The 17,084-nt window shown below is 63.0% G+C and carries 13 protein-coding genes; 7 read left to right on the top strand and 6 right to left on the bottom strand.

Annotated elements, in window-relative coordinates:
* The first annotated feature begins 54 nt into the window (after window positions 1-54).
* Entirely contained in the window at window positions 55-2,298 is a 2,244-nt protein-coding gene (locus tag D1Y85_RS18580) for a bifunctional diguanylate cyclase/phosphodiesterase (RefSeq protein ID WP_124152567.1), read from the top strand.
* 50 nt (window positions 2,299-2,348) lie between these two features.
* Here the strand turns inward: D1Y85_RS18580 and D1Y85_RS18575 are convergent, their stop codons facing one another.
* On the bottom strand, window positions 2,349-2,918 hold the full coding sequence (locus D1Y85_RS18575; RefSeq protein ID WP_124152542.1) for a hypothetical protein: 570 nt from the start codon (window positions 2,916-2,918) through the stop codon (window positions 2,349-2,351).
* Between the two features lie 508 nt (window positions 2,919-3,426).
* On the opposite strand from D1Y85_RS18575, the gene D1Y85_RS18570 reads away from it, so the two are divergent.
* The 6 genes from D1Y85_RS18570 (at window position 3,427) to D1Y85_RS18540 (ending at window position 11,834) form a co-directional block, all read left to right on the top strand.
* Window positions 3,427-4,056, top strand: coding sequence for an MlaC/ttg2D family ABC transporter substrate-binding protein (locus tag D1Y85_RS18570; RefSeq protein ID WP_124152541.1), 630 nt, complete (start codon window positions 3,427-3,429; stop codon window positions 4,054-4,056).
* Window positions 4,057-4,120: 64 nt separating this feature from the next.
* Complete coding sequence (locus D1Y85_RS18565) at window positions 4,121-5,980, top strand: AI-2E family transporter (RefSeq protein ID WP_124152566.1); 1,860 nt, start codon at window positions 4,121-4,123, stop codon at window positions 5,978-5,980.
* Between the two features lie 88 nt (window positions 5,981-6,068).
* Complete coding sequence (locus tag D1Y85_RS18560; protein WP_246024967.1) at window positions 6,069-6,404, top strand: hypothetical protein; 336 nt, start codon at window positions 6,069-6,071, stop codon at window positions 6,402-6,404.
* 1,124 nt (window positions 6,405-7,528) lie between these two features.
* Entirely contained in the window at window positions 7,529-8,269 is a 741-nt protein-coding gene (locus tag D1Y85_RS18550) for a 3-ketoacyl-ACP reductase (RefSeq protein WP_124152540.1), read from the top strand.
* Between the two features lie 1,662 nt (window positions 8,270-9,931).
* Window positions 9,932-10,864: a dihydrodipicolinate synthase family protein gene (locus tag D1Y85_RS18545; protein ID WP_124152539.1), complete on the top strand. Its 933-nt coding sequence runs from the start codon at window positions 9,932-9,934 to the stop codon at window positions 10,862-10,864.
* A gap of 37 nt (window positions 10,865-10,901) precedes the next feature.
* Complete coding sequence (locus D1Y85_RS18540; RefSeq protein ID WP_124152538.1) at window positions 10,902-11,834, top strand: Gfo/Idh/MocA family protein; 933 nt, start codon at window positions 10,902-10,904, stop codon at window positions 11,832-11,834.
* Window positions 11,835-11,915: 81 nt separating this feature from the next.
* Here D1Y85_RS18540 and D1Y85_RS18535 read toward each other — a convergent pair whose 3' ends face one another.
* From D1Y85_RS18535 to yjfF, 5 genes are all read right to left on the bottom strand, one after another.
* Entirely contained in the window at window positions 11,916-12,647 is a 732-nt protein-coding gene (locus tag D1Y85_RS18535; RefSeq protein WP_124152537.1) for a FadR/GntR family transcriptional regulator, read from the bottom strand.
* 46 nt (window positions 12,648-12,693) lie between these two features.
* The gene (locus D1Y85_RS18530) at window positions 12,694-13,509 is read right to left on the bottom strand and encodes an ATP-binding cassette domain-containing protein (RefSeq protein WP_124152536.1); all 816 of its coding nucleotides are present in this window, start codon (window positions 13,507-13,509) and stop codon (window positions 12,694-12,696) included.
* Complete coding sequence (locus D1Y85_RS18525; RefSeq protein ID WP_124152535.1) at window positions 13,509-14,519, bottom strand: ABC transporter permease; 1,011 nt, start codon at window positions 14,517-14,519, stop codon at window positions 13,509-13,511. The genes D1Y85_RS18530 and D1Y85_RS18525 overlap by 1 nt, the downstream gene beginning before the upstream one ends.
* Window positions 14,520-14,521: 2 nt before the next feature.
* Complete coding sequence (locus D1Y85_RS18520; protein WP_124152534.1) at window positions 14,522-15,628, bottom strand: sugar ABC transporter substrate-binding protein; 1,107 nt, start codon at window positions 15,626-15,628, stop codon at window positions 14,522-14,524.
* Window positions 15,629-15,946: 318 nt separating this feature from the next.
* Window positions 15,947-17,068 (bottom strand): galactofuranose ABC transporter, permease protein YjfF, encoded by a 1,122-nt coding sequence (gene yjfF, locus D1Y85_RS18515; RefSeq protein WP_124152533.1) that lies wholly within the window; start codon window positions 17,066-17,068, stop codon window positions 15,947-15,949.
* Window positions 17,069-17,084 lie beyond the last annotated feature (16 nt).

Raw genomic sequence — 17,084 nt, 5'->3', positions numbered from 1 at the left:
GCCGTTACATCAGGAGAAAGCGTGGGGACGAGCTATTCCTGGAAGATCGGGGGCATGGGCGGGGCGCCGGCAGGGGGCGCCGGTCACCGTGCCGGTTCGGCGGAAGATGCGTTCGCCTTCGAGCGCGATGTGCTGAGGCTCATCACACGCGGCATGCCGATGCCCGAATTGCTGGCGGAGTTGTGCACCCACGCCGAGCGGCTGCTGGGCGACGGCGCAATCTGTTCGATTCTGCTGCTCGACGCCGACGGACAGCACATCCGTCTCGGCAGTGCACCTTCGCTTCCGGATTACTATCGCCGCAATATCGACGGGACACCTGTTGGTCCGCACAGCACGCCGTCGGGCACGGCGATCTACGAGAACAGGACGGTGTCCGTCGAAGACCTGCTCGCCGATCCTGCGTGGGCCGCCTTTGCGGATGGCGCGGTGAAGAGCGGCGTGCGCGCGTGCTGGACGACGCCGCTCGAAACTGACGCGGGCGGTGTGATGGGCGCGCTGGCGGTGTATCGCGGCGTGCCGTGGCGGCCAAACGCGGCGACCGAGGGCCTGTTGCGCGAAATCGGGCTGAGCGTCGCGGCGCTGCTCAATCAGGCAAACATCGCACATCGCCTCGCCGAGAGCGAAGAGCATTACCGGCTCGTAGTCGATCATCTGAACGAAGGCATCGTCGTGCAATCGCGCGACGACACCGTGCTCGCATGCAACCGCAGTGCGCGCCGCATTCTGCGCCTGGCCGACGACGTGATCGGCCAGAGCATCCTCACCTTGATTCCGCGTGTGCTCGACGAAGACGGGCAGCCCATGAGCGTGGCGCGTCGTCCCAGCATGCTCGCGCAGAGCACCGGACAGTCCATCATCGGGCGCACGACGGGGCTGGAACTCGCGAACGGCGAGATCGTCTGGGTGAGCGAGAACGTGCTGCCCATTTTCCGGCCCGGCGAAACCGAGGCGTCGTCGGTCGTGGTGTCGTTTACCGACATCGGCGCGGTGCGTGAGGCGCAGCAACAGCTCCAGTACCTGGCGACGCGCGATCCGCTGACCGGCCTCTACAATCGCACCTGGCTTGCCGACCGCATGCGCGAATGGCTCGAAAGCGACGATGGTACGACGTGCCCCGCGCTGCTGTTCGTCGATCTGGACGGTTTCAAGAAGGTGAACGACACGGGTGGCCACGAGGCAGGCGACACGCTGTTGCGCGTCGTCGCGGAGCGGCTCACGCAATGCGTGCGCGATGCCGGCACGTTGGCGCGCGTGGGCGGCGACGAATTCGTGATCGCGGTGCGCCGGCACGAGGGCGGCAGCGAGCTGATCGCGCTTGCGCAGCAGGTGCTCGACGCCATCGCCGTGCCATTCAAAGTGGCGGACAACGAGTATTACCTCGGGGCGTCGATCGGCATCAGCCGCTATCCCGACGATGGCACCGACGCTGCCGCGCTCATGCGCAACGCCGATTCTGCGATGTACGTCGCAAAGCAACGCGGCACCAACCAGTTTCAGTTCTTCACGGCTGAACTACGGCAGCGCCTGGAGCGCCGCTACCTGCTGGAGCAGTTGCTGCGGCGCGCGCTCGCGTCGGGGGAATTGCGGCTTGTGTACCAGCCGATCGTCGACGGCAAGACGGGCAGCACGATCGGCGCCGAAGCGCTGCTGCGCTGGGAAAGCGGCGAACTGGGCACGGTCCGGCCCGCCGAATTTATCCCGATCGCCGAGGACACCGGCATGATCATCGGCATCGGCCAATGGGTACTCGAGCACGCCTGCCGCCAGGCCGCGCAGTGGCGCCGCCTGATCGCGCCGGATTTCGTGATGGCCGTGAACCTGTCGCCGCGGCAGTTTACCGAAGGACTCGTCGAGCACGTCGAACGCTGTCTGACGCAGGCCGGACTCGATCCTTCCGGCCTCGAACTCGAAATTACGGAAGGACTGCTGATGAATGACAGTCAGTCCGTTCTACCGATGCTGCGCGCGATCAGCGACCTCGGCGTGCGGATCTCGGTGGATGATTTCGGAACCGGGTACTCGTCGCTCTCTTATCTGAAGCGCTTTCCGCTACATCATCTCAAGGTCGATCGCTCGTTCGTCATGGGGCTGCCCGATAACCGCGATTCGGCGGCAATCACGCAGGCCGTCGTAGCGATGGCGCATTCGCTCGGCATGCACGTCACGGCCGAAGGGGTGGAAACGCCCGAACAGTCTTCGTTCCTCAAATCGCTCGGCTGCGAGCGTCAGCAGGGTTATCTGTTCGGGCGGCCGGTTGCCGCTTCGGTTTACGCGAGCAAGCTTAGCGGCGCGTGAGCCGCGAGGGCGTCCGGTCATGCCGGACTTGCGTGCGGCTCACGCGTGGCTCAGCTATGCGGCTGCACCGGATGGTTCTCGTCGGCTGTGCGGTTTGCGGTGGGCGCCGGCTTGCCGGACGGCGGCTGGTGCGGCTGATGTGCCTGCTGCTGCGGCCGTGCCTGGGGTGGCTGATGCTTCTCGGGCGGGTGTGGCTGGCCGGCCGGCGGGGCGTGCCTCGTGGGAGGCGGCGCCATCTGCACCTTCTGCATCGGCAGGTGACCGTCGTGGTGCGTCATGACGAGCCGTAGATTCGCACGCCGGTGCATGACTTCGCCACGCAGATCGCCATGGCCGTAAAAGTGACGATAGCGCCGGCCATCGTGGCCGAGATACCAGATATACGTGTTGCCGCCTGCAAAGACGATGTCGCTGTCGAGGGCGACCGAAATATACGCGTCGTGAGGCTCGGGCACGTAGACCGGCTCCGCGACGACAACCGCCTGCCGTGGCGGTGGCGGCGGTGCGGCGACGACCGCGTTGGGCCGGGCAGGGCTGGCAGCGACGCGGGTGTCGCTGATGCAGCCGCTCAACAGCAGCGTGGATGCCAGGGCACTGAGGGCGAGCGTTTTACCGTTCAAGCAAGACTCCGTCACGATGGTGGATACCTCAGCGTGTTAACGGCACGTTCGTGCGGCCGCTTGAGAATGGGGTCTCGTTCGACGGGCGGACCCGGGTGTCGCGACTGACCAGGCGGGTGCCAATACTTGACTTGCCGCGTCCTGGCGTCGGGTTTTGTAGTTTTTGCAGAACCTGCGAGGTGGCGAGACGGCGCTCGAGGTGCTTCCCAGTGTGGTACGGGCCTTGCTTCCCGTTGAACCACCTCTGTGCTTCGCACGTATCGGGGGGAGGCACCGAAGCGACGGATACACCTTCTTTCCGCCAGATCCGACTGAGACAGCGGTGCACGACGGCACGTGCCTGTTCGACTGAGTGGTGTTGCCGATACATGCGCGCCGCGGCCGGTGCAGCGGCCCTACCTCGCCCGGCCTGAACTTATAGACTGAAGGGTATCCGGCGCGCTCGCGCGGGTGCGGTCGCCGCACGCGCATCGGCGCGCGACTGCACGACTCACCTTTTGAGACCTCGATGAAAAGGCTATTCCTGTTTATCGCGCTGCTCGCTGGGCTTGCGCCGGGCGTGAGCGCGTTCGCGCAGACCACCGTCGACCAGTCGGATCCGCAGGCGCTCATCAAGACCGCGACTCAGCAGGTGCTGGACGAAGTGCGGACGAACTCGATCGCACCGGACGACATTGCGCGCGTCCGCGGCATTGTCGACCGGGACATCCTGCCTTACGTCGACTTCAAACGCACCACGCAGCTCGCCATGGGCCGTCACTGGCGCACGGCCACGCCTGAGCAGCAACAGAGGATCGAGACGGAGTTCCAGTCGTTGCTGATCCACCTGTATTCCGGCGCATTGGCACAACTGAAGCCGGATCAGCAGATCGAGTATCTGCCGATGCGCTCGTCACCCGGCGACACCGATGCCGTCGTGCGCACGCTTGCGCAGACGAGCGGCAAGCCCGTCGAGATCGACTATCGTCTATACAAGACGCCGCAGGGCTGGCGCCTTTACGACCTGAATGTGCTCGGTGCGTGGCTCATCCAGACCTACCGTCAGCAGTTCAACGAGGAGATCCAGCAGGGCGGCATCGATGGCCTGATCCAGTTCCTCACCGCGCGTAACCAGGAGATCACCTCGGGCAAATCGTGAGGAAGGCCGTGTGCCGTCCGCGCGCCGCTTGCCCGATCGACTCATGAAATTCCCTCGCTACGACATGAATCTTCCGGTGCCGCCGCAGGGCCGGCACAACCGCGTCTTTCCGCCGAGCCCGCCGACGCTGCATGCTCTCGCGTCGGTGATCATCGGCGCAGTCGTGGTGTGCGGTCTTTACTTCGGCCGTGCGGTGCTGATTCCGATCACACTCTCGGTGCTGCTGAGCTTCCTGCTCGCACCGCTCGTGAGGACGTTGCGCCGCCTGCACCTCGGGCAGTTTCTGTCGATCTTTCTTGCCGTGCTTGCCACGGTGCTCGCGCTGGGGGGCGTGGGTACGTTGATCGGGGCGCAGATCGTCCAGCTTGCCGCCGACCTGCCGCAATATCAGGACGAGATCGAGCAGAAGCTGCAGACGGTGCAGCAAAAGACGGTTGGCCGCGCCGATTCGCTGATGAGTCGCGCGTCCACGGCGCTCCAGCGCGTGTCGCCCGCGCCGCCGCCCGCGCCGCCGCAGCTGCATGGGCGCGCCGCGCGCAACGCGCCCGCCGTGCCGACGCCGGTCGAGGTTCGCACGCCCCCGCCTACGCCGATGCAGCTCGCGCTGAGGGCCATCTCGCCTGTGATCGCGCCGCTCGAAACGGGCCTTATCGTGCTTGTCGTCACGATCTTCATCCTGCTCCAGCGCGAGGACTTGCGTGACCGCCTCATCAGCCTGTTCGGCTCGGACGATCTGCATCGCACCACCACGGCGATCAACGACGCATCCCAGCGGCTCTCGCGCTACTTCGTCGCGCAACTGGGCTTGAATGTCTCGGTGGGGGCGGTCATCTCGATCGGGCTCGCGGGGATCGGCGTGCCGGGTGCGCTGTTGTTCGGCGCGATGGCGGCGTTGCTGCGCTTCGTGCCGTACATCGGCATCTGGATCGCGGCGGGGCTCGCGACCGTGCTGGCCGCCGCCATCCAGCCGCAGTGGACCATGGGCGTCTTGACGCTGCTTCTCTTTATCGTGGTCGACATAGCGGCGGGGCAGTTCGCGGAGCCGCTGCTCTACGGGCGCCACTCGGGCCTGTCGCCGCTCGCGGTCGTCGTCGCGGCGATCTTCTGGACCTGGCTCTGGGGGCCGATCGGGCTCGTGCTCTCGACGCCGCTCACGCTGTGCTTCGTCACGCTTGGACGCTATGTGGACAAGCTGAATTTTCTGACCATTCTGCTAGGTGACCAGCCCGCGCTTACGCCTGCGCAAATGTGCTACCAGCGCCTGCTCGCCGACGATCCCCACGAAGCGCTGTTGCAGGCGGACCGGCTGCTCGCGGGCATGCCGCTCATCGACTACTACGAGCAAGTGGTGCTCGAAGGCCTGCGCTTCGCTCGCAACGATGCGTTGCGCGGTGTGCTGCCCGCGGAACAGGTCGAACGCATCAATCAGGCGCTGCTCGATATCGTGGAGGACCTGGAATCCGTCGATGATTCACGACATGCCACCGCTGACGAAAGTCCCGGCGAAGGCAGGGTGCAAACGGCCAGTCGGGAGATGGCTGGACCCAACGCGGTGCTGTGCGTGCCGGGGCGTGGCGCGTTCGATACGGTTGTCGCTGCGATCGTTGCACAACTGCTCACGCGGCGCGGCATCGCTTGCACGACGACGAGCTATGAGCAGGTGCGCAGCACACGAGCCGCGATGGTGGATGCGCGGGATACGCGCATGATCTGTGTGGCGTCGCTCGATGCGCCCGAATCGCCGCCGTATTTGCGCAATCTCGTGCGACGGCTGCGTGAGCGGACGGCGCAGGCGGTGATCATCGTGGGCATCGGCGGGCCGCAGCGCGAGGAGGGGCTGCTCAACAACGACGATGCGAACGTGCGGATTGCGGCGGGGTTAAAGGATTTGATCGAGGAATGCGCGGGGACGCCGGTGGACTAAGCGTGGCGCGCGGCAACGCAAATGGCAACGCCGACGCCAATCAACACAGCGTTGGATTTCACCTCGTCCCAGACGGACTGTGACAGTCATGACGTTGTCACATTTAGCCGTCAACATGTGTGGTTCTGTGCCCCTGGTCGCGGCATTAATGTTACTGGGAGACGATGTTTTGCTGAGTCCGCATGAAATTGCCACGCTGATGCTGGTCCGCCATTCGCCGGAGCAGATCGACATGAATCGCGGTGAACTCCACACGCTGCTCGAACGCAGACTGATCGCGCTGGAGCAGCGCGGGGGAGGTCACCGGAGGCTCTCGTTGACGACGACGGGCCGTCAGTTGCTTGAAGCGGTCGGGCGTCTTGACCCGACTTTGCCGGAGGCGAATGAAGCCAACGGTTTCGGGCGCCTTGCAGTGAATCTATAAGTATCTATTTACTTCAAGTATTAATCGGAGCGGATCCGGCAAGGGTCGCTCCGCGCATAATCGTTCGAAAACGCGAATGGTGATTTCGCACGATACTCGGAGCGTTGGTGCGTTACGCATTAGCGATCCGCGCGAGCAAACCAGCGAATTCCGGATCGAAATTGATAATTTCGACGCTGATGTGATTAATTCGTGATACTGAATATGTAGCGGGAACATCGCTATGAGATGACCTGTTATCTGCCAACTCTAGATCGACTGTTCGCCATCTGCTTAAGCGGAAATAATGCTGCATTTGCCGAAGTGTACGAACGGCCGTGCCAGATTGTCATATCCGTGTTTGCCGAATCGAATTGATTCATATCACGAGTATTTTTTTCAAATCGTCTGGACGGGCTCGGCATCTCCGTGTTTTACTTGTCACATGACGCGTCGCAATATGCGTTACGTATGAAGAGTAACGCTGTCGTATGACGAATACCCTGTCGTAGAACTGTCACCATCGCCGCGATACGATTCTTAACGTCGTCTACTGTAAGCAGGTAGACGAACGGCCGTGCTGTTGCGCAGGGTGTCTTTTTATATGGAGTCCGAATTTTGGTTTGCATTACCGAAGATCGTACCGAATTCAGCACTGCGTGCATGCGTATCGCCGGGATTCCCACCCGGATTACCTGTTGCCTGAGGCTCCATCAACCGGATGTGCCGAATTCACGCGGATCTCGCGTACGAGACTTCGGACGCGGCGTTCGTTACGCCCGCCTCGCTTGCGTGAGCCTGCGCTCACTGACCCCAGCGCGGTTGAATCGATTTCGACCCAACGGGCGAGGCTCTTGCCGGGCATGATCACAACATGCTCCGCGCTGGTTGAGACTTCGGCTACGCGTTGCTGCCGTCGCTTTAGCGCGGCACGATACCCGGCCGCGGCAAGCATCACGTGAACGTGGTAATCGGCGTGCACCTGGCCCGGCCGGCCAGCGGTGAATTACGCATCTGATTCCGACAATCCACGTTATTGCATACGGGTTAATACCCATCGTGTGGCGTGCGGGCGGTCGTCAAACTGACCTCGCCCTCCGCAGCTTTTATCGACTTGCTGATACCCCTAAACGAAAGGAGGAGTTATGGCGAAGCGCATTGCCTATGTAACCGGCGGAATGGGCGGCATTGGAACCTCAATCTGCCAGCGGCTGCACAAGGACGGCTTCACGGTCGTCGCCGGCTGCGGGCCGAATTCCCAGCGTCGCGTGAAATGGCTGGAAGACCAGAAGGCGGCAGGGTATGACTTCATTGCGTCGGAAGGTAATGTGGCTGACTGGGAGTCGACGGCTACCGCTTTCGCGAAGGTGAAGAAGGAAGTCGGCGAAATCGACGTGCTGGTCAACAATGCCGGCATCACGCGCGACGTCGTGTTCCGCAAGATGACGCATGAGGACTGGGTCGCCGTCATCGACACCAATCTCACGAGTCTCTTCAACGTCACCAAGCAGGTCATCGACGGTATGGTCGAGCGCGGCTGGGGACGCGTCATCAACATCTCGTCGGTGAACGGGCAGAAAGGTCAGTTCGGCCAGACCAATTATTCGACCGCGAAGGCCGGCATTCACGGCTTCACGATGGCGCTCGCTCAGGAAGTCGCGACGAAGGGTGTGACCGTCAACACCGTCTCGCCGGGCTATATCGGCACGGACATGGTGCGCGCGGTGAAACCCGAAGTGCTGGAGAAAATCGTGGCGAGCATTCCGGTGCGCCGCCTCGGCGAACCGCAAGAGATCGCATCGATCTGTGCGTGGCTCGCGTCCGATGAATCGGGTTTCTCGACCGGCGCCGACTTTTCGTTGAACGGCGGCTTGCACATGAGTTAAGCGGACTTTTCGTCCGGCTGTGCGCAGCTGGCGGAAACCTCGCAATGCGGGAGCGGGCAGCAGCCTGTTCCCGCATTTTGCATTGTGCGGGTCGCGCTGCGATACGGCAGGGGCCAAGAAAAAGCGCCGGAAACAGGGATCCCGGCGCCCAAGGTTGGCTCTGCGTGTGGTCCCGACTGCTGTTACATGGGACAGGGTATGGCCCGTGGCGCGCGGGGACGACGCATTCGACCCGTCGCCTCGTACCATGATTGTTTTAACGGCAACTGCCGCGCGAAGTTGAGGGTGGAGAATCACGGCTAGCCGAAAGAGCGCAGACATGGTACGTGCGCAGTGCAAGTTGCTTGTCTTCCGCTCGCGATGACTGCGGTCGTCGCGGCGTTGTGGAAAGCGACGCGTTTTCGCAAGTTGAATAGACATCGGTCGCGTTGGTCGGCGGATCAGGAGCGACTCGCCGATCGATGATTTCAAGCGTTGGGGCGACCCTCGAAATAACGTCGCGTGAGATCGTCCGTGCCCACGTTCGTTGCGTCTGATGGCATCGTATGCGAAGGGCTGTGCGGCCACGGCGACGCGATCACGCATTGGCTGAACGCGCCGGGGCGTGAGCGAGCCAACACTGATTCAGATATCGATGCCGTAATATCAGCGTGACGGTTCCGGGTGCCAGGTGTCATTCGGGCTGCCCGGCCGCCGACTGGCGAAGTGCAAATCGTTGTGCAGCGATCCGCGCACGAAGCGCCGGAGCGTGTGACTTTTTTAATCCTTCGTCAGTGCCGCAAAACTAACCGGCAGGCTGGCTCCCCGATCGGAGGCAGCGAAGGGGAACGGGTATGCATTCGAAAGCAATGCCTCAATTGCTTGCAATCGTATTGCTCATGAGTAGCGGCCCCGCTCTTGCCGCCTGTGAACAGGAAGCGTCACAACTCTGCTCGTCCGGCGATCCACGTTGTCTCGAAGGCGCCGCGAAGTCGGTTGAACAGGCGCTCGCCGATTGCAGAACGCCGGAAGGACGGCAACAGAACGCGGCGCTATGGCAAGCCACGCCAACATTCTTCGACGGGCAGCCCTTCGAACACAGGTTCTGGCGGTGTGTTGCGCATTTGTGCGACGAGCGCCAGTAGGCCGGTTTCGCGGTGTGTGTGACAACGACCTGCTATCGCGTTCCGAACCATCTGTCGCAAATGCGCTGGTCAGTAGAACCAGCGATGCGCCCAGAGTCGCGCGCCATCGGACAGTCGAAATGTGCCGCCACGCAAAAGGCGCGGTCTTCGCTGAGCGGTTCGAATCGCGTGCTTTCATGGACGTAGCGCCGTCCTTCTCGACTTGTGGCGCACAGGCGTGATGAATCGAGCTTAGTCGCGAAGTTATGTGATGTCGATGAACAACCGACTCATCTTTGGCCTCGCGCGCGTGCTTGAGGGGCATTAATTGGGCAGGGTATTAGGGGTTAATACCATGTCGATTTCGATATCGGAGGACGCTCAATTGCGCCAAAGTGGATGTCTTGTGCCTGCGGCGATCGACGAGTCATGGCGGGGCAGCCGGCGCCGCGCCGATCGCTATGAGCGAGGATTACCGCGCGAGCGCGCCGAAAAGTCGAGGCTATGCGCAGGGCCGCGCTAAGTGCTGAAGCACCAAGTGCCACCGACAGGAGACAGGATGACGACCACGAACCGTGTACCCCGCCACGCGGGCATCTTCCCCGTCGTACCAACCACGTTCACCGAAACCGGCGAACTGGATCTCGAAAGCCAGAAGCGCGCGGTCGATTTCATGATCGACGCAGGCTCAGACGGACTGTGCATACTCGCGAACTTCTCCGAGCAATTCTCGCTGTCCGACGACGAACGCGACCTCATCACGCGCACCGTGCTTGAACACGTCGCGGGCCGTGTGCCTGTGATCGTAACGACGACGCACTACAGCTCGCACGTCAGCGCGGTGCGCAGCCGGCGAGCGCAGGACCTCGGCGCGTCGATGGTGATGCTGATGCCGCCGTATCACGGCGCGACGTTTCGCGTGCCGGAAACGCAGATCTATGAGTTCTACGCGCGCGTTTCCGACGCCATCGACATTCCGGTCATGATCCAGGATGCGCCCGCGGCGGGCACGGTGCTCTCTGCTTCGTTTCTCGCACGCATGGCGAAGGATATCGAGCATGTCGCCTACTTCAAGATCGAAACGCCGGGAGCGGCAAACAAACTGCGTGAACTGATCCGGCTTGGTGGCGAAGCCGTGGTCGGTCCGTGGGACGGCGAAGAAGGCATCACGCTGCTCGCGGATCTCAATGCGGGCGCAACTGGATCGATGACGGGCGGCGGCTTCCCGGACGGTATCCGGCCGATCATCGTGGCGCACCGCGAAGGCCGCACCGACGAGGCGTTCGCGCTCTATCAGCGCTGGCTGCCGCTCATCAATCACGAGAATCGTCAGGCAGGGTTGCTTGCCACGAAGTCGCTGATGAAGGAGGGCGGCGTGATCGCGTGTGAATTGCCGCGCCATCCATTGCCGCAGATGCATCCCGATACACGCGCCGAACTTGTCGCTATTGCACGCCGTCTCGATCCGCTCGTGCTGCGGTGGGCGCATTGACGATTCACGCGTGGCCATTACCAAACAGGAGATTCTAATGAACGCGTCGCCGTATACGTTGGCCATTGCCGGTGTCGGCAAGATCGCGCGCGACCAGCATCTGCCCGCCATCGCGGCGAATCCGGGCTTTGCGCTCGTCGCGAGCGCGAGCCGCAACGCGCAGGTTGAGGGCGTGAGCAATTTCACCGATATCGATGCGATGCTCGCGGCCGTTTCCGGACTCGATGCCGTGTCGCTCTGCGCGCCGCCGCAGGTCCGTTACGCACAGGCGCGCTCCGCGCTGCTGGCGGGCAAGCACGTCATGCTGGAAAAGCCGCCGGGCGCGAGTGTGACCGAAGTCGAATGGTTGCGTGAACTGGCGCGCGCGCAAGGGCGCACGCTCTTCGCGACGTGGCACTCCCGTTACGCGAGCGCCGTCGAGCCCGCGCGCGAATGGCTCGCGACACGCACCATCAGCGCGGTGCACGTTCGGTGGAAAGAGGATGTGCGGCGCTGGCATCCGGGGCAGCAATGGATCTGGGAGCCGGGCGGCCTGGGCGTCTTCGATCCCGGTATCAACGCGCTTTCCATCGTCACGCGCATGTTGCCGCGCGAAGTGCTGCTGCGCGGTGCGACTCTGCATGTACCCGCCGATTGCTCCACGCCCATTGCTGCCGAACTCGACTGCATCGATACCGATGGTGTCGGCGTGCGCGTCGAATTCGACTGGCGACATGGTCCCGTCGAGCAATGGGAGATCGACGTTCAGACGACGGATGGACTGCTGGCGCTGAGTGAAGGCGGCAAGCGCCTCTCGATCGCGGGCGAGAACGTTGAGCTCGCGCCCGAACGCGAATATCCCGCGCTCTACGAGCGCTTTCACTGGCTGATTGCGCATGGTGCTGAGGACGTCGATGTGCGTCCACTGCGTCTCGTCGCTGATGCGTTCCTGCTCGGGCGTCACGTCGAGGTTGAGCCGTTCGGACGCTAGCGCGGGGGGCGAGTGGAGCGGGCAGACGTAGAGCGGATTTAATACGCTCTACGCTAGCCCGCGCACCACTCAACCTTCCATCTACCGATCCGGTGCGAGCGCTGCGCCGCCGAGAATCGAATTCGCATCGGCGCGCGCGTTATCGAGCTGCACGACGCTCGCCTGTCGAGCGGCCAACGCGTCGCGATGCTCGATCGCGGTGAGTATGGCCTTGTGGCGCGGCAGCGAAAGGGCGTGCGTGTTCGGATGGCGGCTCGTGAGCTTGATCGACTCGGAGAGCGCGAGCGAGAGCATGTTGCCGATGTAAGCGAGCATGTCGTTGTGCGTGGATGCCATGATCGCGCGGTGGAACTCCAGATCGGGCTCGAGCAGTTCGCTCGCTGTGCGCGCCCGCTCCATGCGCGCATAGGCAGCACTGATGCGCGCTATATCGTCGTCACTGGCGGAAATCGCGGCGAGTGCGGCGGCGGCAGGCTCGATGATCTGCCGCACCGTCATGAGCGCCTGGAAAAATTCGCCTTCGGGAATGCTGTTGACGGTCCAGTAGAGCACATCGGGATCGAGCATGTGCCATTCTTCGCGCTTGCGCACGACGCTTCCCACGCGTGGTTTGGACACCACGAGCCCTTTCGCCACGAGCACGCGCGTCGCCTCGCGCAACACGGGACGACTCACACCATAGGCCTCGCATAGCGTGGGCTCCGGCGGCAGTCTCTGCCCCGGCGCGAATCGTCCGCTGACGATCTGCATGCCCAGTTCCTGCACGATGCGGCCGTGCATGCTCTTGCGCTTCGGCAGATTGCGATAATCCATGTTTTCCGCTTTGGGGCGATCCGGTCGGGTACGCCCTCGTTTGTCGTTAATTCGTGCCGTTCGCGCGCATCGCGCGGTACTCGCGCCGCACGATGTCCATGAGTTCCGGCACCGAGGTTTGCGCGCTGTGCTGCTCGAACGTCACGCGGCCGCGTTGCATCAGCATGATGCGGTCGGCGATATCGAGCGTCTGCGCGTAGTTGTGCATGATCATGATAATGGAGAGTCCACCCTTCTCCTTGAGGCGCAAAACGAGGTCGATGATGAGCGCGGCTTCGCGCGCGCCCATCGCCGCGAGCGGTTCGTCGAGCAAAAGTATTCTGGCATCCGAATTGACGGCGCGCGCCACGGCGATCGCCTGGCGCTGTCCGCCCGAAAGCCGCTCGACGGGCAGATCGACCGAGGGCACATGCACGCCGATGTCGTCGAGACACTGCGCCGCGCGCTCGCGCATCTTCCCGTGATCGAGCAGACGAAACGGGCCACGCCGCACGATCTCGCGGTTCAGGAACATGTTGTGGTAAATGCTCAGCGAATTCGCGAGCGCGAGGTCCTGATAGACGCACTCGATGCCGAGCGAACGCGCGTGATCGACTGAGCGCAGCAGCATCTCCTGACCATTCACGTAGAGCGTGCCGGCTGTCTGCTGATGAAACCCCGTGAGGATCTTCACGAGCGTGGACTTGCCCGCGCCGTTGTCGCCGAGGATGCCGAGAATCTCGCCAGGCCCGAGTGTGAACGACACGCCATCGAGCGCCGTCACAGCGCCGAAGCGTTTGACGAGTTGTTCGCCGCGCATCGCGAGCGGCGCGCCGGAATCGGCGCTTGCAGAAGCGGTGGCGTCAGTTCGCAGCTCGGCCATCATCGGCTCCCTCTGCGCCCGATGCGGCCGACGTGAATGTTGAAGATCATCGCGGCGAGAATCGCGGCGCCGAGAATGATGTTGAACATGAACGCGTTGATGCCGATGATGGTGAAGCCGTCGTTGAGAATGCCGAGCACTGCCGCGCCGATCAGCCCGCCGATGATCGTCCCGGAGCCGCCCGTGAGCGGCGTGCCGCCAATCACCGCAGCGGCGATTGCGAGGAATGTGATCTGGTTGCCGCCGGCCTGCGGATCGATGGACGTGATGCGAAAACCTTCGAGGATGCCGGTCAGGCCCGCGAGCATCCCGGCGATGATGAAGTTACCGAGACGCAGCCGGTTGACATGAATACCCGCTTCGCTCGCGCCGAGCGGGTTCGCACCCGCGGCCTGCGTATGCAGCCCCCAGCGCGTGTGACGCAGCAGGACGTGCATGGCGAACGCGAGCCCCAGCGTCCAGAGTATTTCGCTGTAGCCCCACGCGCCCATGACGTTGGCGAATGTCGTTGAACCGGGCGCTTCGACCGGCGTGCCGCGCGAGATCGTGAGCGTGATTCCGTTGATCAGAAAGAGCGTGCCGAGCGTCGTCACGAACGAAGGCAGCCGTAGCCACACGGTTACCGCGCCGTTGACGAAGCCGACCAGTGCCGCGGCGGCGAGTCCCGCGATCAGGGCGAGCCACATGGGCGCGCCTGCGACGTTCGCGAACACCATCATGAACGGCGCGAACGCGAACACCATGCCCGCCGAAAGATCGATATCGCCGCCGATCATGAGCATGATTTCGCCGAACGCGATGATCGCGACCGGTGCAACGAACTGCGAGAGATTGACGAGACTCGCATTCGTCAGAAGAAAGTCGTGATTGGCGAACTCGAAGTACGCGGCGAGTAGCACCGCGACAAGCAGAATGCGCAGCTCCGCTGACCAATGGGACAGCAGGAGCCCGCGCGGCCGCGCGGGCCGCGCCGGGGCTCCGACCTTGCGGGGATCGTCTACGATATTCATCGCTACTTGATCGGACCTCTCATCTGGAGGATCTGCGCCTTGGTGCTCTTGCCTTCATAGCGCGTCGACGTGTTGAGATACGGCTCGACCGTATCCTTCGTCACGAACTTGAGACCCGTGTTGACGTCCGCCGGTCCCACGAGGCCGCCCGACGCAAGCGTCACGAACGCCTGCATCACCGTGTAAAAACCCTGGACGTAAGGCTGCTGATCGATCGTGAAGTCGAGAAAGCCATCGTGGATCAACTGGACCGTCGTCGGCAGCAGGTCGAAGCCGCCGCCGTGTACGCCCTTCGAAGGCAGGTTGTTTTCCTTCATCACTTCAGCGATGCCCTGCGTGCTGCCCGCATCGACGGCGAACATGCCCTTCAGGTCCTGGTGGCCGAGGTAGAACGCCTTGATCTTCGAAAGCTCCTCGTTGACCGTTGCGCCCGTCGCTATGGTCTGGATCTGGATGTTCTTGCCCGACTTCTTGATTGCTTCGCTCGCGCCGTCCAGACGCGGCTGAATGTTCAACTGGCCCGGCGTTGCGATGAACAGGCCGACGAGGCCGCTGTCGATCAGGCTGACGATGCGCTGGCCCATCTGGTAGCCGGAAAGATACAGGTCCTGCCCGATGTAAGCGAGGCGCGGGTTGCTCTTGCCGCGAGGTGCGTCGGCGTTGTAGGCGAACACCGGAATGCCTGCGTCGAGCGCGGCCTGGATCGGCTTGTCGAACGCGGTGGGGTCGACGATCGGAACGGCGATGGCGTCGGCTTTCGCAGCGATGGCGGCGTTGACGGCGCGCACCATTTCACCTGCGTCGGACGTGGCCGAACCGGTCCACTGGTAGTCCATGTCCAGCAGCGAACACGCATCCTGAATGCCGTATTGCGTCGGCACGAAGAACGGATTCGTGGTGACGTGGTTCACGAACACGATCTTCCACTTCTTGTGGTTGGGGAACGCCGATTCAGCGGCCTGTGCCGTTGAGATCAATCCGCCTGCGCCCGTACCCAGCGTGCCCAGCAGCGAGAGCGCGGCGCCGAGTCCCGCACCCTGCAACAGGCCGCGACGGCCCACTTTTACCTGCTCCAGCCGGTCTTGCTCTTCATCCCGTTCTTGCGCCATGTTTTCCTCCGATTGTTTTCGTGGAGATGGGGCATGCACATTCGCGACAGCACCGGGCGGCGCGGCGGTGTCCTGAAGCCAGGACGCCGTGGGTCGAACGTGGAGACCGTGCCGGGACGGTACTCAAAAATGGTAATGCAGCGATTTGGCGGGACCTAGTACATGTAAACCCGTAATAAGTCGGACTATTGTCAGGAAGAAGAGAGTGTCTTGCCGGCGATCAATTATTCCCGCCGCGAAGCACGCGTGATGTGCGTGCCGTATTACACCGCTTTGTGTAAATCGCGTTCGGGATTCGCGCAGGGAACGCTGTACCCCTCACGCCCGCGGCGGTGCCGCCGCAAGCTTCGCCTGATCGAGCGGCGCGGTGCTTTGCGTGCGTGTTTCTTTCGTCATCGGCGCACCCATGCCGGTACCCGTCGACTTGCGCCGCGCCGCATGCCGCTCGCTGGCGCGCTGCAGCAGGCAGAACGCACACAGCAGCGCGCCGATCACAATACGTGTCCACCACGAACTGAGCGTGCCGTCGAAGGTGATGAGCGTCTGGATCGTTCCGAGGATGCCCACGCCGAACACCGACCCGATGACGTAGCCCACGCCGCCCGTGAGCAGCGTGCCGCCGATCACGGTGGCAGCGATGGCATCGAGCTCCATGCCTTGCGCCTGGAGCCCGTACCCCGAGAGCACGTAAAGCGTGAACACGACGCCCCCGAGCGCGGAGCAGAAGCCGGAAAGCGCGTAAACGCCGATCTTCGTGCGCGCGACCGGCAAGCCCATGAGCAGTGCGGAGCGCTCATTGCCGCCGATCGCGTAGACGTTGCGTCCGAAGCGCGTGAAGTGGGCGATGACGATGGCTGCCGCGAGCATCGCGAGCGCGATCAACGCACCGGTGTTCAGCGAGCCGCTGCCGAGGGTGACGTTGAACTGCGAGAGCGCGTGAAAATCCGCGCTGTTGATCTGGATGGATTGCGTGGTGATGAGAAAGCAGGTGCCGCGCGCGAGGAACATACCCGCGAGCGTGATGATGAACGGCTGGAGCCGGAAGTAGTGGATCAGCGCGCCCATGCCGGCGCCGTAGAGCGCGCCGCAGGCGAGCACCACAGGCACGATGACGACGACGGGCCAGTGCCACCGTTCGGACATGACCGCGCAGAGAATCGTGGTGAGCGCGACGACCGCGCCGACCGAAAGATCGATGCCACCGGAAATGATCACAAACGTCATGCCGATCGCGACGATCAGCAGGAAAGCATTATCGACAAGTAATCCGAACAATACCTGCAACGAGAAAAATCCGGTGTACATCACCGACCCGAAGCCGAACAGCGCGACGAACAACAGCACGGTGACGGCAATGGGCAGCACGCGCGGATCGCCGAAGCGGGCGGCGCCGCGTCGAAACGCGGCGAGCGGGGCGAAGTGCGGGAGGGAGTGGTTCATGCGTTCGGTTCCTCTC

Source organism: Paraburkholderia dinghuensis, from assembly GCF_003837865.1.
Lineage (GTDB): Bacteria > Pseudomonadota > Gammaproteobacteria > Burkholderiales > Burkholderiaceae > Paraburkholderia > Paraburkholderia dinghuensis.
The sequence above is the reverse complement of the archived record's forward strand: the minus strand, read 5'-3'. Positions and strand labels throughout refer to the sequence as shown.